This window comes from Ensifer adhaerens, from assembly GCF_020035535.1.
GTDB lineage: Bacteria > Pseudomonadota > Alphaproteobacteria > Rhizobiales > Rhizobiaceae > Ensifer.
In genome coordinates this window covers 1,042,673-1,057,665 of sequence record NZ_CP083349.1, presented here as the reverse complement: position 1 = coordinate 1,057,665, position 14,993 = coordinate 1,042,673, and the positions used below count along the sequence as shown (strand labels likewise).

The following is a 14,993-nucleotide window of genomic DNA, read 5'->3' as shown; positions in this document are numbered from 1 at the left end:
TCCAATCACGTCCTGTGGTCATTGCACCGAAAGCGCAACGTTTTGCGCTGCCTGCAGGGCTGCGGAGTAGTTGTTGACGAGCAGATCCACGGAAGCCGCGGTCGCATCGAAGATCGGTGCCGGATAGACGCCGAAGAAGATCGTCAGGATCACCAGCGGATAAAGGACGGCCTTTTCGCGCGGCGACAGATCGAGCAGCGCCTTCAGGCTTTCCTTCTCCAATGCACCGAAGATCACCCGGCGGTAGAGCCAGAGCGCGTAGGCTGCCGACAGGATAACACCCGAGGTGGCAAAGAGCGCAACCCAGGTGTTGGCGCGGAACGCACCGACGAGAGTCAGGACTTCGCCGACGAAGCCGGAGGTGCCTGGAAGGCCGACGTTCGCCATGGTGAAGACCATGAAGGCGACGGCATATTTCGGCATGTTGTTGACCAGACCGCCATAGGCCGCGATCTCGCGGGTGTGCAGACGGTCATAGACGACGCCGACGCAGAGGAAGAGCGCGCCCGAGACGATACCGTGCGACAGCATCTGGAAGATCGCACCCTGCACGCCCTGGGTGTTGGCGGCAAAGATACCCATCGTCACGTAGCCCATGTGAGCAACCGACGAATAGGCGATCAGCTTCTTGATGTCGGTCTGCATCATCGCGACCAGCGAGGTGTAGATGATGGCAACAACCGAAAGCGTGAAGACGAACGGTGCGAAGTAATCGGATGCGAGCGGGAACATCGGCAGCGAGAAGCGCAGGAAGCCGTATCCGCCGAGCTTGAGAAGGATGCCGGCCAGGATGACCGAGCCCGCCGTCGGCGCCTGAACGTGCGCGTCCGGGAGCCAGGTGTGGACCGGCCACATCGGCATCTTCACCGCGAAGGAAGCGAAGAAGGCAAGCCACAGCCACGTCTGCATCTGACGCGGGAAGCTATAGGCGAGCAGCTGCGGGATATCGGTCGTACCGGCCTGCCAGTACATCGCCATGATCGCAAGCAGCATCAGTACCGAGCCGAGCAGCGTATAGAGGAAGAACTTGTAGCTGGCGTAGACGCGGTCCTTGCCACCCCAGACACCGATGATGATGAACATCGGGATCAGGCCGGCCTCGAAGAACACGTAGAAGAGCACGATATCGAGCGACACGAAGACGCCGATCATGAACGTTTCCAGGACGAGGAACGCGATCATATAGGCCTTCAGGCGCTTCTCGATCGACAGCCAGCTTGCGAGCACGCAGAACGGCATGAGGAAGGCCGAGAGCACGACAAAGAGCACCGAGATGCCGTCCACACCCAGATGGTAGGAAATGCCGGTGCCCAGCCAATCGTGCTTTTCGATCATCTGGAAGCCGGGGTTCGAGGCATCGAACTGGTACCAGATGTAGACCGACACCGCGAAGGTGAAGATCGTCGTCAGCAGCGAAACGTTCAGGATGTTCCGGCGGCCGTAGGCGCTGTCTTCCCTTACGAGCAAGAGAAGCAGGACGCCGACGAGCGGCATGAAGGTGACCGCGGAAAGTACGGGCCAATCGGTCATCAGAAGGAACTCCTGAACATCATCCAAGTAACGAGCGCGGCAATGCCGATCAGCATCGCGAACGCGTAGTGATAAAGGTAACCAGTCTGCAGGCGGACAACGCGGTCAGTGACGTTCATCACGCGTGCGGCAATGCCGTTCGGGCCGTAGCCATCGATCACGCGACCGTCGCCTTCCTTCCAGAGGAAGGTGCCGAGCCACTTGGCCGAACGTACGAACAGGAAGTCATAGAGCTCGTCGAAGTACCACTTGTTGAGCAGGAACTGGTAGAGGCCACGATGCTGGTCTGCCAGATACTTCGGCAGTTCCGGCCGGCGGATATACATGTACCAGGCAGTGAAGAGGCCGAGCGCCATGGCGCAGAACGGGCTCCACTTCACCCACAGCGGTACGTGGTGGTACTCTTCGAGGATCTCGTTCTCCGCAGAGGTGAACAGAGCGCCCTTCCAGAACTCGACGTAATGGTGGCCGAAGAAGTAGTCGTGGAACAGGAAACCCGCGAGCAACGCGCCGGCGCCAAGGATATAGAGCGGCACCAGCATGACTTGCGGCGACTCGTGGACGTGATGCATGACATCCGACGACGCCCGCGGCTTGCCGTGGAAAGTCAGGAAGGTCAGACGCCAGGAGTAGAAGCTGGTGAAGAGAGCGGCAATGACAAGCAGCGCGAAGGCGAAGCCAGAAACGGCACTATGCGACGCGAAGGTCGACTCGATGATCGCATCCTTCGAGTAGAAGCCCGCTGTGCCGATAACGCCGGGGATGCCAACACCAGTCAGTGCAATCGTGCCGATGAACATCATCCAGTAGGTCACCCGGATGTGCGGCTTGAGGCCGCCCATATAGCGCATGTCCTGTTCGCCATCGACGGCGTGGATGACCGAACCGGCACCCAAGAACAGGAGCGCCTTGAAGAAGGCGTGCGTGAACAGGTGGAAGATGGCCGCGCCATAGGCGCCGACGCCGAGCGCCACGAACATGTAACCGAGTTGCGAGCAGGTCGAATAGGCGATGACGCGCTTGATGTCGTTCTGAACGAGACCGACGGTCGCCGCGAAGAAGGCGGTGATCGCACCGATGATGGTGACAACGGTCAGCGCATCCGGCGACAGTTCAAAGAGCGGCGACATGCGGGCGACGAGGAAGACGCCGGCGGTGACCATCGTTGCGGCATGAATCAGGGCCGAAACCGGGGTCGGGCCTTCCATCGCGTCCGGAAGCCAGGTGTGCAGCAGGAACTGCGCCGACTTGCCCATCGCGCCCATAAAGAGCAGCAAGCAGGCAGCCGTAATGGCGTCAGCCTTGTCGAGGTGCATGCCGAACAGGGTGACAACCGCCTCCCCTGCTGCAGCGCCTTCGGCCGGCAGATATGTCTGGGCCGCAGCGAAGATCGTCTCGAAGTTGACCGAGCCGAACAGCACGAAGACCAGGAAGATGCCGAGCGAGAAACCGAAGTCGCCGACGCGGTTGACGATGAAGGCCTTCATCGCAGCAGCGTTCGCCGACGGCTTCTTGTACCAGAAGCCGATGAGCAGGTAGGACGCCAGACCCACGCCTTCCCAGCCGAAGAACATCTGCACCAGGTTGTCCGACGTGATGAGCATGAGCATCGCGAAGGTAAACAGCGACAGATAGGCAAAGAAGCGCGGACGATGCGGGTCGTGGTGCATGTAGCCGATCGAATAGACATGCACGAGCGTCGACACCGTGTTGACGACGACGAACATGACCGACGTCAACGTGTCGACGCGGAATGCCCATTCGACATCGAAGCTGCCGGACTGGATCCAGCGCAGCACCGAAACCTTGATCATCTCCTGGTGGCCCAAGGCAACGTCGAAGAAGACGTACCAGGAGAGCGCAGCGGCGATGATCATCAGACCGCTGGTGACATATTCCGATGCCTTGGCGCCGATCGAAGTACCGAAGAGGCCGGCGATCAGAAAGCCGATCAAAGGCAGGAAGACGATAGCCTTGATGATGGTATCCATAGCCCAATCAGCCCTTCATCATGTTGACGTCTTCAACAGCGATCGAGCCGCGGTTGCGGTAGAAGACGACGAGAATTGCAAGTCCGATGGCCGCTTCCGCAGCCGCGACGGTCAGGATGAACAGGGCAAAGACCTGGCCCGTGATATCATTCAGGAACGCCGAGAAGGCGACCATGTTGATGTTGACCGCGAGAAGAATGAGTTCGACCGACATCAGGATGACGATGACGTTCTTCCGGTTCAGGAAGATGCCGAAGACGCCCAGCGTGAACAGGATGGCGCTGACGGTGAGATAGTGGGAAATTCCGATTTCCATTTTTTGTTCCTCGATCTCGCGTCCGACTTAGATGCCCTGGCCCGGCTTGACCGTGACCACCTCGACGGCGGTTTCGGGCGAGCGGGCGACCTGCTGCGGGATGTTCTGGCGCTTGATGTTTTCGCGGTGGCGCAGCGTCAGCACGATCGCGCCGATCATGGCGACGAGCAGCACGAGGCCGGCGATCTGGAAGAAGTAGACGTAGTGGGTATAGAGCACGTCACCGAGGGCGGCCGTATTCGTGCGGTCCGCCACCGCCGGGATCGGCATCGAAATCGACTTGGCGATTTCCGGTGAGAACGTCGCGCCGCCAACCACGATGATGAGTTCGGCTGCGAGGATAAGCCCGATCAGCGCACCGATCGGCGCATATTCTAGCACGCCCGCGCGCAGTTCTGCGAAGTCGATGTCGAGCATCATGACCACGAAGAGGAAGAGCACCGCGACCGCGCCGACGTAGACGACCAACAGGATCATCGCGAGGAATTCGGCGCCGGTCAGCAGGAACAGGCCCGCCGAGTTAAAGAAGGTCAGGATCAGGAACAGAACCGAATAAACCGGGTTCCTGGCCGCAATGACCATAAATGCCGACGCCACCGCGATGAAGGCAAAGAGATAGAAAAAAAGAACCTGCAGACCCATGATCGGTGCCTTCTTCGTCTTGCACGGCGTGAAGCGCTTCTGGCTCCACTCCACAGGCAAAGCCGGACACGCGTCCGGCCGTTGCCCAAACCTATGTCACATGCACCGCCCTCCCCGGGGCGGCGCTACGCTTTGGCCTCAGCGATAGGGCGAGTCCATTGCGATGTTGCGTGCGATTTCCCGTTCCCAACGGTCGCCGTTGGCGAGGAGCTTGTCCTTGTCGTAGTAAAGCTCTTCGCGCGTCTCGGTGGCGAACTCGAAGTTCGGGCCCTCGACGATGGCATCGACCGGACAGGCTTCCTGGCAGAAACCGCAATAGATGCACTTCACCATGTCGATGTCGTAGCGCACCGTACGGCGGGTGCCGTCGTTGCGGCGCGGGCCGGCTTCGATGGTGATGGCCTGTGCAGGACAGATCGCCTCGCACAGCTTGCAGGCGATGCAACGCTCTTCACCGTTCGGATAGCGGCGCAGCGCATGCTCGCCACGGAAGCGCGGGCTGACCGGCCCCTTTTCGAAGGGGTAGTTCAACGTCGCCTTCGGCTTGAAGAAGTAGCGCATCGACAAAAAGAACGCGCCGACGAATTCCTTCAGGAACAGCGAGCTGACGGCTTGCGAAAGACCGGCCATCATTTACCTCCAGAGTTGCCGGCCTGGGAGCGACCGGCGGTATGCTGCCAAACGTGAACCATCGTCATGCGGCTCCCGTCAGCTTGAGAACGAATGCAGTGATCACGACCATTGCGAGAGAGATTGGCAGGAAGACCTTCCAGCCGAGACGCATCAGCTGGTCGTAGCGGTAGCGCGGAACGAAAGCCTTCACCATCGCGAACATGAAGAACACGAAGGATGCCTTCAGCACGAACCAGATGATGCCGGGAACCCAGTTCAGGAACCAGACGTCGACCGGAGGCAGCCAGCCGCCAAGGAACAGGATCGTCGTCAATGCGCACATCAGGCAGATGGCAGCATATTCGCCGAGCATGAACATCATGTAAGGCGTGGAGCCGTACTCGACCATGAAGCCGGCGACGAGTTCGGATTCCGCTTCCGGAAGGTCGAAAGGCGGGCGGTTCGTTTCGGCAAGCGCCGAAATGAAGAACACGATGAACATCGGGAACAGTGCCAGCCAATGCCAGTCGAGGAACGACGCCGGCAGACCGAGGTTCGTGCCGATGCCCGTCGACTGGGCATTGACGATGTCCGTCAGGTTCAGCGAGCCGACGCAGAGAAGGACGGTGACAATGACGAAGCCGATCGAGACTTCGTAGGAGACCATCTGTGCTGCGGAGCGAAGCGCGCCGAGGAAGGGATATTTGGAGTTCGACGCCCAGCCGCCCATGATGATGCCATAAACTTCAAGCGAAGATATGGCGAACACGAAGAGGATGCCGACGTTGACGTTCGCAATCACCCAGCCGGCGTTGAGCGGGATCACCGCCCAGGCGGCGAGCGCCAGCGTCACGGAAACGAGCGGTGCGAGCAGGAAGATCGCCTTGTTGGCACCGGCGGGAATCACCGGTTCCTTGAAGACGAACTTCAAAAGGTCGGCGAAGGACTGGAAAAGTCCCCACGGGCCTACCACATTCGGACCACGGCGAAGCTGAACTGCAGCCCAGATCTTACGGTCGGCGAGCAGGATGTAGGCGATGAAAAGCAGCAGCGCGACCAGGAGCAGCAGCGACTGGGCGACCATGATGATCGCGGGCCAGACATAGGTCGAAACGAAAGCGTCCATGATACTCTATTCCCTCGCGCTCATTCCGCCGCAGCTTTGAAGTTGTTGCGTGCCAAAGCCGAGCATTCGGCCATGACGGCGGATGCGCGCGCTATCGGGTTCGTCAAATAGAAGTCTTTGACCGGAGACGCAAACACGGATTTGCCCATCTCACCGGCTTTTTGGCCGAGTGCGGCAATTTCGTCGCCGTTGCCGGTCGCGATCGCGTCGACATCGGCGAAATGCGGGTGGGCCGCATACAGCTTTGAGCGCAATTCGCCAAGCGAATCAAAGGGCAGCTTCTTGCCGAGCACGTCGGAAAGTGCGCGAATGATCGCCCAGTCCTCGCGTGCGTCGCCCGGTGCGAAGCCGGCGCGGTTGCCGACCTGAACGCGGCCCTCGGTGTTGACCCAGGTGCCGGACTTTTCGGTGTAGGTCGCGCCCGGCAAAATGACGTCGGCGGCATGTGCGCCGTTGTCGCCGTGCGAGCCGATATAGACCGTGAAGCCGAACTTGCGATCGGCAAGGTCGATCTCGTCGGCGCCGAGCAGGAACAGAACGTCGGATGCGGTGACCATTTCGGCCGCCGTCTTGCCGTTTGCGCCCGGAACGAAGCCGAGGTCCAGACCACCGACGCGGGAAGCAGCCGTGTGGAGGACGGCAAAACCATTCCACTCGGCGGTGACCGCACCTACGGCACCTGCGAGCTTGGCGGCGGCAGAAAGAACGGCAGCACCGCCCTCCCCTGCGATCGCGCCCTGGCCGATGAGGATCATCGGGCGCTGCGCCTTCTTCAAGGTCGCTGCAAATTTGCCCTTGCCGGAGACGAGCTCGGCGAGCGTTTCGGTGCCGGCGCCGAGATACTCGTATTCGTAGCGCAGTTCGCCAGGCTCGCCGATCACGGCGATCGGGAAGTTGCCCATGCGGTAACGCTTGCGGATGCGGGCGTTGAGAACCGAAGCCTCGAAGCGCGGGTTGGAGCCGATGATCAACAGCGCATCAGCGCTTTCGATGCCAGCGATCGTCGGGTTGAAGAGGTAGCTGGCGCGGCCGAGCGACGGATCGAGTGCAGCGCCATCCTGGCGGCAGTCGACGCTTTCGGAGCCAAGAGCCGAGATCAGCTGCTTCAGCGCGTACATTTCTTCGACCGAAGCGAGGTCGCCGGCAATGGCGCCGATCTTGTCGCCCGAGGTCTGGGCAACGGCAGCCTTGACCGCCTGAAAGGCTTCGCCCCAGCTCGCCGGCTGCAGGCGGCCGTCCTTCTTGACGTAAGGACGATCGAGGCGCTGCGTCTTCAGGCCATCCCAGATGAAGCGGCTCTTGTCGGAGATCCACTCTTCGTTAATCTCTTCGTTGACGCGCGGCATGATGCGCATGACTTCGCGACCGCGGGTGTCGACGCGGATCGCCGAACCGAGCGCATCCATCACGTCGATGGATTCGGTCTTGTTCAACTCCCACGGACGGGCGGTGAAGGCAAAGGGCTTCGAGGTCAGCGCGCCCACGGGGCAAAGGTCGACGACGTTGCCCTGCAGTTCCGACGTCATTGCCTGCTCGAGATAGGTGGTGATCTCGGCGTCTTCGCCGCGGCCGATCAGGCCAAGCTCGGCAATGCCGGCAACTTCGGTCGTGAAACGAACGCACCGCGTGCAGTGGATGCAGCGGTTCATCACCGTCTTGACGAGCGGGCCGATGTACTTGTCTTCGACGGCGCGCTTGTTTTCCTGGTAGCGCGAGCTGTCGATACCGAAAGCCATCGCCTGGTCCTGCAGGTCGCATTCGCCGCCCTGGTCGCAGATCGGGCAGTCGAGCGGATGGTTGATCAGCAGGAATTCCATCACGCCTTCGCGCGCCTTCTTGACCATCGGCGTGGTCGTGAAGACTTCCGGCGCTTCGCCGTTCGGGCCCGGACGAAGGTCGCGCACGCCCATGGCGCAAGATGCGGCGGGCTTGGGCGGCCCGCCCTTCACCTCGATCAGACACATGCGGCAGTTGCCGGCGACCGACAGCCGCTCGTGGAAACAGAAGCGCGGAACTTCGGCCCCGGCCTCTTCGCACGCCTGAAGAAGCGTGAAATGATCCGGTACCTCGATCTCTTTTCCGTCGACTTTCAGCTTTGCCATCTTCGTACTCAATCCTGTCTTCCGTCCGTCGGCCTAAAGGCGACGGACAATTCCAACACAGCCTTGCTGCTTGCGGGCGATGGCCGTTGCCGGTCCCCCGCCCCTATTCTCTCACGCGCTTTTCAGCGCCTTGGCCTGTCCAACCCAATCGTCCCGCTTGATCCGCCCGCCGAAGCCGAGCTCGTCGTCGAAGCGAGCGACGTCCGCGTCGCTCCAGCCGGCAATGTCGGCAAAGCCGCTGATGCCCTTGGCGTTCAGCACCTGCTCAAGCTTCGGGCCGATACCGGAAATCCGCTTGAGGTCGTCGGCGGCTTTCGCCTTGGCGCGCGTCGCGCGAACCTTGACCACCTTTTCAGCGGCAACCTTTTCAACCACCGGCTTCGCCGCTGACCGCTTGGTAGACGCAGACGGCCTGGCGATCGGTTCCGGCTTTGCTTCGGCTTCCGTCGCCTTTGCGACAACGGCAGTCGTCACGCCAGATGCGGGCTCCGCCCGCTTCTGCGCCGCCTCGACGGCACCCTGCATCGCGCCGATCATGGCGCCTGCAAAGTGGCTCGTGAGGCCGAAGCCGATCGCGGTCGCCGCAGCAACTGCGGCCGCCGGGTGAACCATCAGCGGGTGCAGCGGCACCTGCGGCAGGTTCTTCATCCATTCGGCCATACCGAAAGGATCGGCCGGATCGCCGCCAAGCGGACGTGCGAACGGAATGCCTGCCTCGGCGTGTCCCTTCATCTGTCCCTCTTCGCGTGCGCCGGCCATCACCCGTTACTCCGCCGCTTCCAGAAGCGCGCCATGCGACGTGGCATTACGCGTGTACTCGTCGATGCGCTTTTCCATTTCCGGACGGAAGTGCTTGATCAGACCCTGGATCGGCCAGGCGGCTGCGTCGCCGAGCGCGCAGATCGTGTGGCCTTCCACCTGCTTGGTGACGTCGAACAGCATGTCGATTTCGCGCTTCTGGGCGCGACCCTGAACCATGCGTTCCATCACGCGCATCATCCAGCCGGTGCCTTCGCGGCACGGCGTGCACTGGCCGCAGCTCTCGTGCTTGTAGAAAGCCGAGAGGCGCCAGATCGCCTTGATGATGTCGGTCGACTTGTCCATGACAATAACGGCGGCGGTGCCGAGACCGGAGCCGAGTTCGCGCAGACCGTCATAGTCCATGATCGCGTCCTTCATCTGCGCGCCGGGCACGCAAGGAACGGACGAACCGCCGGGGATGACGGCAAGCAGGTTGTCCCAGCCGCCGCGAATGCCGCCACAGTGCTTTTCGATCAGTTCATGGAACGGGATCGACATCGCATCTTCGACCGTGCACGGGCGATTGACGTGACCGGAGACCGAATAGAGCTTAGTGCCGTGGTTGTTGGGACGGCCGAAGCTCGTGTACCAGCCGGCTCCGCGACGCAGGATGGTCGGGGTAACCGCGATCGACTCGACGTTGTTGACAGTCGTCGGGCAACCGTAGAGGCCCATGTTGGCCGGGAACGGCGGCTTCAGGCGCGGCTGACCCTTCTTGCCTTCAAGGCTTTCGAGCAGCGCGGTCTCTTCGCCACAGATATAGGCGCCGGCACCATGGTGCACGTAGACGTCGATGTCGTAGCCCAGCTTGTTGTTCTTGCCGAGCAGGCCGTACCCGTAGCACTCGTCGATCGCCGCCTGCAGCGCCTCGCGCTCGCGAATGAATTCTCCGCGCACGTAGATGTAGGCGACATGGGCGCCCATGGCGAAGCTGGCGATGACGCAGCCTTCGATCAGGGTATGCGGATCGTGACGCATGATGTCACGGTCCTTGCAGGTGCCGGGCTCGGACTCGTCGGCATTGACGACGAGGTAATGCGGACGGCCGTCGCTTTCCTTCGGCATGAAGGACCACTTGAGGCCCGTCGGGAAGCCGGCGCCACCACGACCGCGAAGGCCGGAAGCCTTCACTTCGTTGACAATCCAGTCACGGCCCTTCTCGAGCAGCTGCTTGGTGCCGTCCCAGTGGCCGCGCGCCATGGCGCCCTTCAGGGACTTGTCCTTGAGGCCATAGATATTGGTAAAGATGCGGTCTTCATCTCTGAGCATAATTCACCTCTTTACCGCGGCTTCTTGCCGAATACCTTGATGTATTCGGCTTCGCCACCCTTGGCGAGCGCCTTGGCCTGCTTGACCCAGTCGTCGCGTTCGATACGGCCCTTGAAATTCAGGTATCCGTCAACCCACTCGCGCTCCGCCTTCTTCCACGAAGCAACTTGCGTGTAGGTGTAGATGCCCAGTTCGTTCAGCGTGCCCTCGATCTTCGGACCGACGCCCGAGATCAGCTTGAGGTCGTCGACGGCTGCCGGCTTTTCGATGCCCGCCGGACGGTTCTTGTCCTCGAGCGACGGCTTGCCGGCAACGGCGGCAGCCTTGGCCGGCTTCGACTTGTCGACGGTGTCGCCTTCGACCTTGGCGTTGGCAGCAGCTTCTACCTTTGCCGTCGCCGGCGTCTTCAGGGATGCGTTGGTCTCGCTGGCGGTGGTCTTGGCCCGGCCGGCATTCGACGGCGGCACGGAAACGGCCGGAGCGTCGCTGACCTTCTTGGCGCTGGTCGCAGCCCTGGCCGGAACTGAATCTGCCGCCATCAGCGTCGTCAGGCCGCCTTCCGGCGCCGAATAGATGCGATCAATCTGCGGACCAGGGGTAACTTCAGAACCCTTGCCTGCTTCGAAACGGTCGATGATCTGCTCGAGTTGCTCGGGCGTCAGGTCCTCGAAGGTGTCCTTGAAGATCATGACCATCGGCGCGTTGACGCAGGCGCCCTGACATTCGACTTCTTCCCAGGAGAGCGTGCCGCTTTCGTTGAGGGTGAAGGGGTCATGGGCGATCTTGCTCTTGCAGACCTTGATCAGGTCTTCGGCGCCGCGCAGCATGCACGGCGTCGTGCCGCAAACCTGAACGTGCGCACGCGTGCCGACCGGCTTCAGCTGGAACTGGGTGTAGAAGGTCGCTACTTCGAGCACGCGGATATAGGCCATGCCCAGCATGTCCGCGATCGACTCGATGGCCGCCTTCGTGACCCAGCCGTCCTGATCCTGAGCGCGCATCAACAACGGGATGACGGCGGACTGCTCACGACCCTTGGGGTACTTCTTGATCGTTTCCTTCGCCCAGGCGGCGTTCTCCTTGCTGAAGGCAAAGCTCGCTGGCTGGACGGTGTCTTCGGCTAGTCGACGAACGGACATTCTAGTGGACACCTTATCAGTTAATCGAACCGCACCGCGATTTCGTCACCGAGACGAATTCGCAGGCATAGGCTGACTGGTCTTTCTGCAAAAATACGATGTAGCGCGTGCCATTGGCGACCGCGGCCTTGATCTCGTAGCCCTTGGCCACGAGCTCGGCCATCGAGCCCCCGCGCATGCCGCCCGAGGTCGCGCCGCTATCGACCGATTCCTGTGCGGAAGCGGTCGACATAAGCGCGAGAAGAGCGAGCGTGGCCAGGGGCGCGAGACGCATCAGCGATCCACCTCACCGAACACGATATCGAGGGAGCCCAGCACGGCCGAAACGTCGGCAAGCTGGTGTCCCCGACAGAGGAAATCCATCGCCTGGAGATGCGCATAACCCGGGGCGCGGATCTTGCAGCGATAGGGCTTGTTCGTGCCGTCAGAGACGAGATAGACGCCGAACTCGCCCTTCGGCGCTTCGACGGCGGCGTAAACTTCGCCGGCCGGCACGTGATAGCCTTCGGTGTAGAGCTTGAAATGGTGGATCAGCGCTTCCATCGAACGCTTCATCTCACCGCGCTTCGGTGGAACGATCTTGCCGTCAAGCGACGAAACCGGGCCGACCTTGGCGTCGCCGAGCAGGCGATCGACGCACTGGCGCATGATGCGCGCCGACTGGCGCATCTCGATCATGCGGATCAGGTAGCGGTCGAAGCAGTCGCCGTTCTTGCCGATCGGGATATCGAATTCCATGTCCGAATAGCACTCATAGGGCTGCGAACGACGCAGGTCCCAGGCAGCACCCGAACCACGTACCATGACACCCGAGAAGCCCCAGGCCCAAGCGTCATCGAGCTTCACGACGCCGATATCGACGTTGCGCTGCTTGAAGATGCGGTTGCCGGTGAGCAACTCGTCGATATCGTCGACGGTCTTCAGGAACGGATCGATCCACTTGCCGATGTCTTCGACCAGTTCGTGCGGCAGATCCTGATGGACACCGCCCGGACGGAAATAGGCAGAGTGCATGCGCGCGCCGCAGGCACGCTCGTAGAACACCATCAGCTTTTCGCGCTCTTCGAAGCCCCAAAGCGGCGGCGTCAGCGCGCCGACGTCCATGGCCTGCGTCGTGACGTTCAGAAGATGCGAGAGGATGCGGCCGATTTCCGAATAGAGAACACGGATGAGCTGGCCGCGGATCGGAACTTCCGTGCCCGTCAGCTTCTCAACCGCGAGTGCGAAAGCGTGCTCCTGGTTCATCGGCGCCACGTAGTCGAGGCGGTCGAAATAGGGCACGGCCTGCAAGTAGGTCTTGGTCTCGATCAGCTTCTCGGTGCCGCGATGCAGAAGGCCGATATGCGGATCGACGCGTTCGACGATTTCGCCATCAAGCTCGAGCACCAGGCGAAGAACGCCGTGCGCCGCCGGATGCTGCGGACCAAAGTTGATGTTGAAATTGCGGACGTTATGTTCGGTCATACCGATTGCTCCGGGCCGGACGGCAGCCGCTTGGCGGCTACCGCGGGCCATTTAGTCTCACCGTGCTTTCGCCTTCTCGTCGCCGGGCAGCACGTAGTCCGTGCCTTCCCAGGGAGAGAGGAAGTCGAAGTTGCGGAATTCCTGCTTCAGCTCGACGGGTTCGTAGACGACGCGCTTGGCCTGGTCGTCATAGCGGACCTCGACGAAACCGGTAACCGGGAAGTCCTTGCGCAGCGGATGTCCTTCAAAACCGTAGTCCGTCAGGATGCGGCGCAGGTCCGGATGGCCGGTGAACAGGATGCCGTACATGTCGTAGGCTTCACGCTCGAACCAGTCGGCGCCGGGATAGACCGGGGTTGCCGACGGAACCGGCTCGTTCTCGCCGGTTGCGACCTTGATGCGCACGCGCAGGTTCTGGCGCGGCGACAAGAGATGATAGACCACATCGAAACGGTCCGGCCGCTGCGGCCAGTCGACGCCGCAGACATCGACGAAATTGACGAAGGCGCACTGCACATCGTCACGAAGGAACGTCAGCAGCGCGATCAGGTTCGCCGATGTCGTCGTCAGCGTCAGCTCGCCATAGGCCAGCGATACGTCGGAGATCAGCGCGCCGCGCGTTTCGCGCAGGTAGGACGCAAGCTCATTCAGGGCTTCACTCATATTAAAGACCCCCTGCCCTTAGCGCTCGATCGTGCCGGTCCGGCGGATCTTCTTCTGCAGCAGGAGCACGCCGTAAAGCAGCGCTTCTGCCGTGGGAGGACAGCCTGGCACGTAGATGTCGACGGGAACGACGCGGTCGCAGCCGCGAACGACGGAATAGGAATAGTGGTAGTAGCCGCCGCCGTTGGCGCACGAGCCCATCGAGATGACGTAACGCGGCTCCGGCATCTGGTCATAGACCTTGCGGAGCGCAGGCGCCATCTTGTTGGTCAGCGTGCCGGCGACGATCATGACGTCGGACTGGCGCGGCGAGGCGCGCGGCGCAAAGCCGAAACGCTCTGCGTCGTAACGCGGCATCGACATCTGCATCATCTCGACCGCGCAGCAGGCGAGACCGAAGGTCATCCACATCAGCGAACCGGTACGGGCCCAGTTGATGAGTTCGTCGGTCGAGGTGACCAGAAAACCCTTGTCGGCGAGCTCATTGTTGATCTCGCCGAAGAATGCGTCATTGCTGCCAATCGGCTTGCCGGTGGAGGGATCGATGATCCCTTTCGGCTTGGGCGCAACGAGCGTGGTGCCGGAGGTCAGTTCCATTCCAGCGCTCCCTTCTTCCATTCATAGATAAAGCCGATCGTCAGCACACCGAGGAAGACCATCATCGACCAGAACCCGAACCAGCCGAGCTCATGGAACGATACCGCCCAGGGGAAGAGGAAGGCGACTTCAAGGTCGAAGATGATGAAGAGGATCGACACGAGGTAGAAGCGGATGTCGAACTTCATGCGGGCGTCGTCGAACGCATTGAAGCCGCACTCGTAGGCCGACAGCTTTTCCGAATCAGGAGCCTTGAAGGCGACGGCGAAGGGAGCAATCAGAAGCGCCACACCGATCACCAATGCGATTCCAATGAAAATCGCGATCGGAACGTAGGAACCGAGAAGTTCAGTCATTGTTATCCGTCCCTGCCTGCGGGAGGGCGCATGGGAGAGCGCCAGAACAACAAATCTCGCAGGCCGAAAAATATGTTGCAACGCCGGAGTGGTTAGCGCAGCCCGCGTCGTCGCGCAAGCCTTGAGGGGCCATTTAAACCGCTTCGCACCACAGGATCAGACGGGTGATACCGACAAAGCGCGGATTTGCGGGCCGACGCGAACTTTACGGTAAAACAAAGCGAGACGAGACAGATTGCCGCAGCGCACAATCCGGCCCTAAGGCCGACGCGATTTGCAAGAAAGGAGGAGAGAAGAAATGGCGCGAGTGACGGGGCTCGAACCCGCGACCTCCGGCGTGACAGGCCGGCACTCTAACCGACTGAGCTACACCCGCGCATGATGA

At 61.3% G+C, this 14,993-nt stretch carries 15 protein-coding genes and 1 tRNA gene; all 16 read right to left on the bottom strand.

The window, feature by feature from the left end; translation table 11 throughout:
* Positions 1-18: 18 nt before the first annotated feature.
* Entirely contained in the window at positions 19-1,530 is a 1,512-nt protein-coding gene (locus LAC81_RS05125; protein WP_223726970.1) for an NADH-quinone oxidoreductase subunit M, read from the bottom strand.
* Complete coding sequence (nuoL, locus tag LAC81_RS05120) at positions 1,530-3,521, bottom strand: NADH-quinone oxidoreductase subunit L (RefSeq protein ID WP_223726969.1); 1,992 nt, start codon at positions 3,519-3,521, stop codon at positions 1,530-1,532. The genes LAC81_RS05125 and nuoL overlap by 1 nt, the downstream gene beginning before the upstream one ends.
* A 7-nt stretch (positions 3,522-3,528) precedes the next feature.
* Positions 3,529-3,837 (bottom strand): NADH-quinone oxidoreductase subunit NuoK, encoded by a 309-nt coding sequence (nuoK, locus tag LAC81_RS05115; protein WP_034803568.1) that lies wholly within the window; start codon positions 3,835-3,837, stop codon positions 3,529-3,531.
* A 27-nt stretch (positions 3,838-3,864) separates the two neighbouring features.
* Positions 3,865-4,479 (bottom strand): NADH-quinone oxidoreductase subunit J, encoded by a 615-nt coding sequence (locus tag LAC81_RS05110; RefSeq protein ID WP_113536951.1) that lies wholly within the window; start codon positions 4,477-4,479, stop codon positions 3,865-3,867.
* Between the two features lie 138 nt (positions 4,480-4,617).
* On the bottom strand, positions 4,618-5,109 hold the full coding sequence (nuoI, locus tag LAC81_RS05105; RefSeq protein WP_025426590.1) for an NADH-quinone oxidoreductase subunit NuoI: 492 nt from the start codon (positions 5,107-5,109) through the stop codon (positions 4,618-4,620).
* 64 nt (positions 5,110-5,173) lie between these two features.
* Entirely contained in the window at positions 5,174-6,217 is a 1,044-nt protein-coding gene (nuoH, locus tag LAC81_RS05100; protein ID WP_223726968.1) for an NADH-quinone oxidoreductase subunit NuoH, read from the bottom strand.
* Positions 6,218-6,237: 20 nt separating this feature from the next.
* Entirely contained in the window at positions 6,238-8,319 is a 2,082-nt protein-coding gene (nuoG, locus tag LAC81_RS05095; protein WP_223726967.1) for an NADH-quinone oxidoreductase subunit NuoG, read from the bottom strand.
* A 111-nt stretch (positions 8,320-8,430) separates the two neighbouring features.
* Positions 8,431-9,078: an NADH:ubiquinone oxidoreductase gene (locus tag LAC81_RS05090; protein ID WP_223726966.1), complete on the bottom strand. Its 648-nt coding sequence runs from the start codon at positions 9,076-9,078 to the stop codon at positions 8,431-8,433.
* Between the two features lie 6 nt (positions 9,079-9,084).
* Positions 9,085-10,389, bottom strand: a complete 1,305-nt coding sequence (nuoF, locus tag LAC81_RS05085) for an NADH-quinone oxidoreductase subunit NuoF (RefSeq protein ID WP_223726965.1) — start codon at positions 10,387-10,389, stop codon at positions 9,085-9,087.
* Between the two features lie 11 nt (positions 10,390-10,400).
* Positions 10,401-11,528 carry an NADH-quinone oxidoreductase subunit E gene (locus LAC81_RS05080; RefSeq protein ID WP_223726964.1) on the bottom strand — a complete coding sequence of 376 codons (1,128 nt, stop codon included), beginning with the start codon at positions 11,526-11,528 and terminating at the stop codon, positions 10,401-10,403.
* A gap of 16 nt (positions 11,529-11,544) precedes the next feature.
* Complete coding sequence (locus LAC81_RS05075; protein ID WP_113536946.1) at positions 11,545-11,802, bottom strand: hypothetical protein; 258 nt, start codon at positions 11,800-11,802, stop codon at positions 11,545-11,547.
* The gene (locus tag LAC81_RS05070) at positions 11,802-12,992 is read right to left on the bottom strand and encodes an NADH-quinone oxidoreductase subunit D (protein ID WP_113536945.1); all 1,191 of its coding nucleotides are present in this window, start codon (positions 12,990-12,992) and stop codon (positions 11,802-11,804) included. Before LAC81_RS05070 ends, LAC81_RS05075 begins: the two co-directional genes overlap by 1 nt.
* 57 nt (positions 12,993-13,049) lie before the next feature.
* Positions 13,050-13,655 carry an NADH-quinone oxidoreductase subunit C gene (locus tag LAC81_RS05065; protein WP_223726963.1) on the bottom strand — a complete coding sequence of 202 codons (606 nt, stop codon included), beginning with the start codon at positions 13,653-13,655 and terminating at the stop codon, positions 13,050-13,052.
* Between the two features lie 18 nt (positions 13,656-13,673).
* Positions 13,674-14,252: a NuoB/complex I 20 kDa subunit family protein gene (locus LAC81_RS05060; RefSeq protein WP_034803591.1), complete on the bottom strand. Its 579-nt coding sequence runs from the start codon at positions 14,250-14,252 to the stop codon at positions 13,674-13,676.
* Complete coding sequence (locus LAC81_RS05055) at positions 14,243-14,608, bottom strand: NADH-quinone oxidoreductase subunit A (RefSeq protein WP_034803593.1); 366 nt, start codon at positions 14,606-14,608, stop codon at positions 14,243-14,245. Before LAC81_RS05055 ends, LAC81_RS05060 begins: the two co-directional genes overlap by 10 nt.
* Positions 14,609-14,907: 299 nt before the next feature.
* Positions 14,908-14,984: transfer RNA gene (locus tag LAC81_RS05050), tRNA-Asp, on the bottom strand.
* Positions 14,985-14,993: the final 9 nt, after the last annotated feature.

What these genes read in the sequence shown, in the direction of transcription:
- LAC81_RS05125 (WP_223726970.1), bottom strand. Translation starts at nt 1,530, where the DNA reads ATGACCGATTGGCCCGTACTTTCCGCGGTCACCTTCATGCCGCTCGTC.
- nuoL (WP_223726969.1), bottom strand. Translation starts at nt 3,521, where the DNA reads ATGGATACCATCATCAAGGCTATCGTCTTCCTGCCTTTGATCGGCTTT.
- nuoK (WP_034803568.1), bottom strand. Translation starts at nt 3,837, where the DNA reads ATGGAAATCGGAATTTCCCACTATCTCACCGTCAGCGCCATCCTGTTC.
- LAC81_RS05110 (WP_113536951.1), bottom strand. Translation starts at nt 4,479, where the DNA reads ATGGGTCTGCAGGTTCTTTTTTTCTATCTCTTTGCCTTCATCGCGGTG.
- nuoI (WP_025426590.1), bottom strand. Translation starts at nt 5,109, where the DNA reads ATGGCCGGTCTTTCGCAAGCCGTCAGCTCGCTGTTCCTGAAGGAATTC.
- nuoH (WP_223726968.1), bottom strand. Translation starts at nt 6,217, where the DNA reads ATGGACGCTTTCGTTTCGACCTATGTCTGGCCCGCGATCATCATGGTC.
- nuoG (WP_223726967.1), bottom strand. Translation starts at nt 8,319, where the DNA reads ATGGCAAAGCTGAAAGTCGACGGAAAAGAGATCGAGGTACCGGATCAT.
- LAC81_RS05090 (WP_223726966.1), bottom strand. Translation starts at nt 9,078, where the DNA reads ATGGCCGGCGCACGCGAAGAGGGACAGATGAAGGGACACGCCGAGGCA.
- nuoF (WP_223726965.1), bottom strand. Translation starts at nt 10,389, where the DNA reads ATGCTCAGAGATGAAGACCGCATCTTTACCAATATCTATGGCCTCAAG.
- LAC81_RS05080 (WP_223726964.1), bottom strand. Translation starts at nt 11,528, where the DNA reads ATGTCCGTTCGTCGACTAGCCGAAGACACCGTCCAGCCAGCGAGCTTT.
- LAC81_RS05075 (WP_113536946.1), bottom strand. Translation starts at nt 11,802, where the DNA reads ATGCGTCTCGCGCCCCTGGCCACGCTCGCTCTTCTCGCGCTTATGTCG.
- LAC81_RS05070 (WP_113536945.1), bottom strand. Translation starts at nt 12,992, where the DNA reads ATGACCGAACATAACGTCCGCAATTTCAACATCAACTTTGGTCCGCAG.
- LAC81_RS05065 (WP_223726963.1), bottom strand. Translation starts at nt 13,655, where the DNA reads ATGAGTGAAGCCCTGAATGAGCTTGCGTCCTACCTGCGCGAAACGCGC.
- LAC81_RS05060 (WP_034803591.1), bottom strand. Translation starts at nt 14,252, where the DNA reads ATGGAACTGACCTCCGGCACCACGCTCGTTGCGCCCAAGCCGAAAGGG.
- LAC81_RS05055 (WP_034803593.1), bottom strand. Translation starts at nt 14,608, where the DNA reads ATGACTGAACTTCTCGGTTCCTACGTTCCGATCGCGATTTTCATTGGA.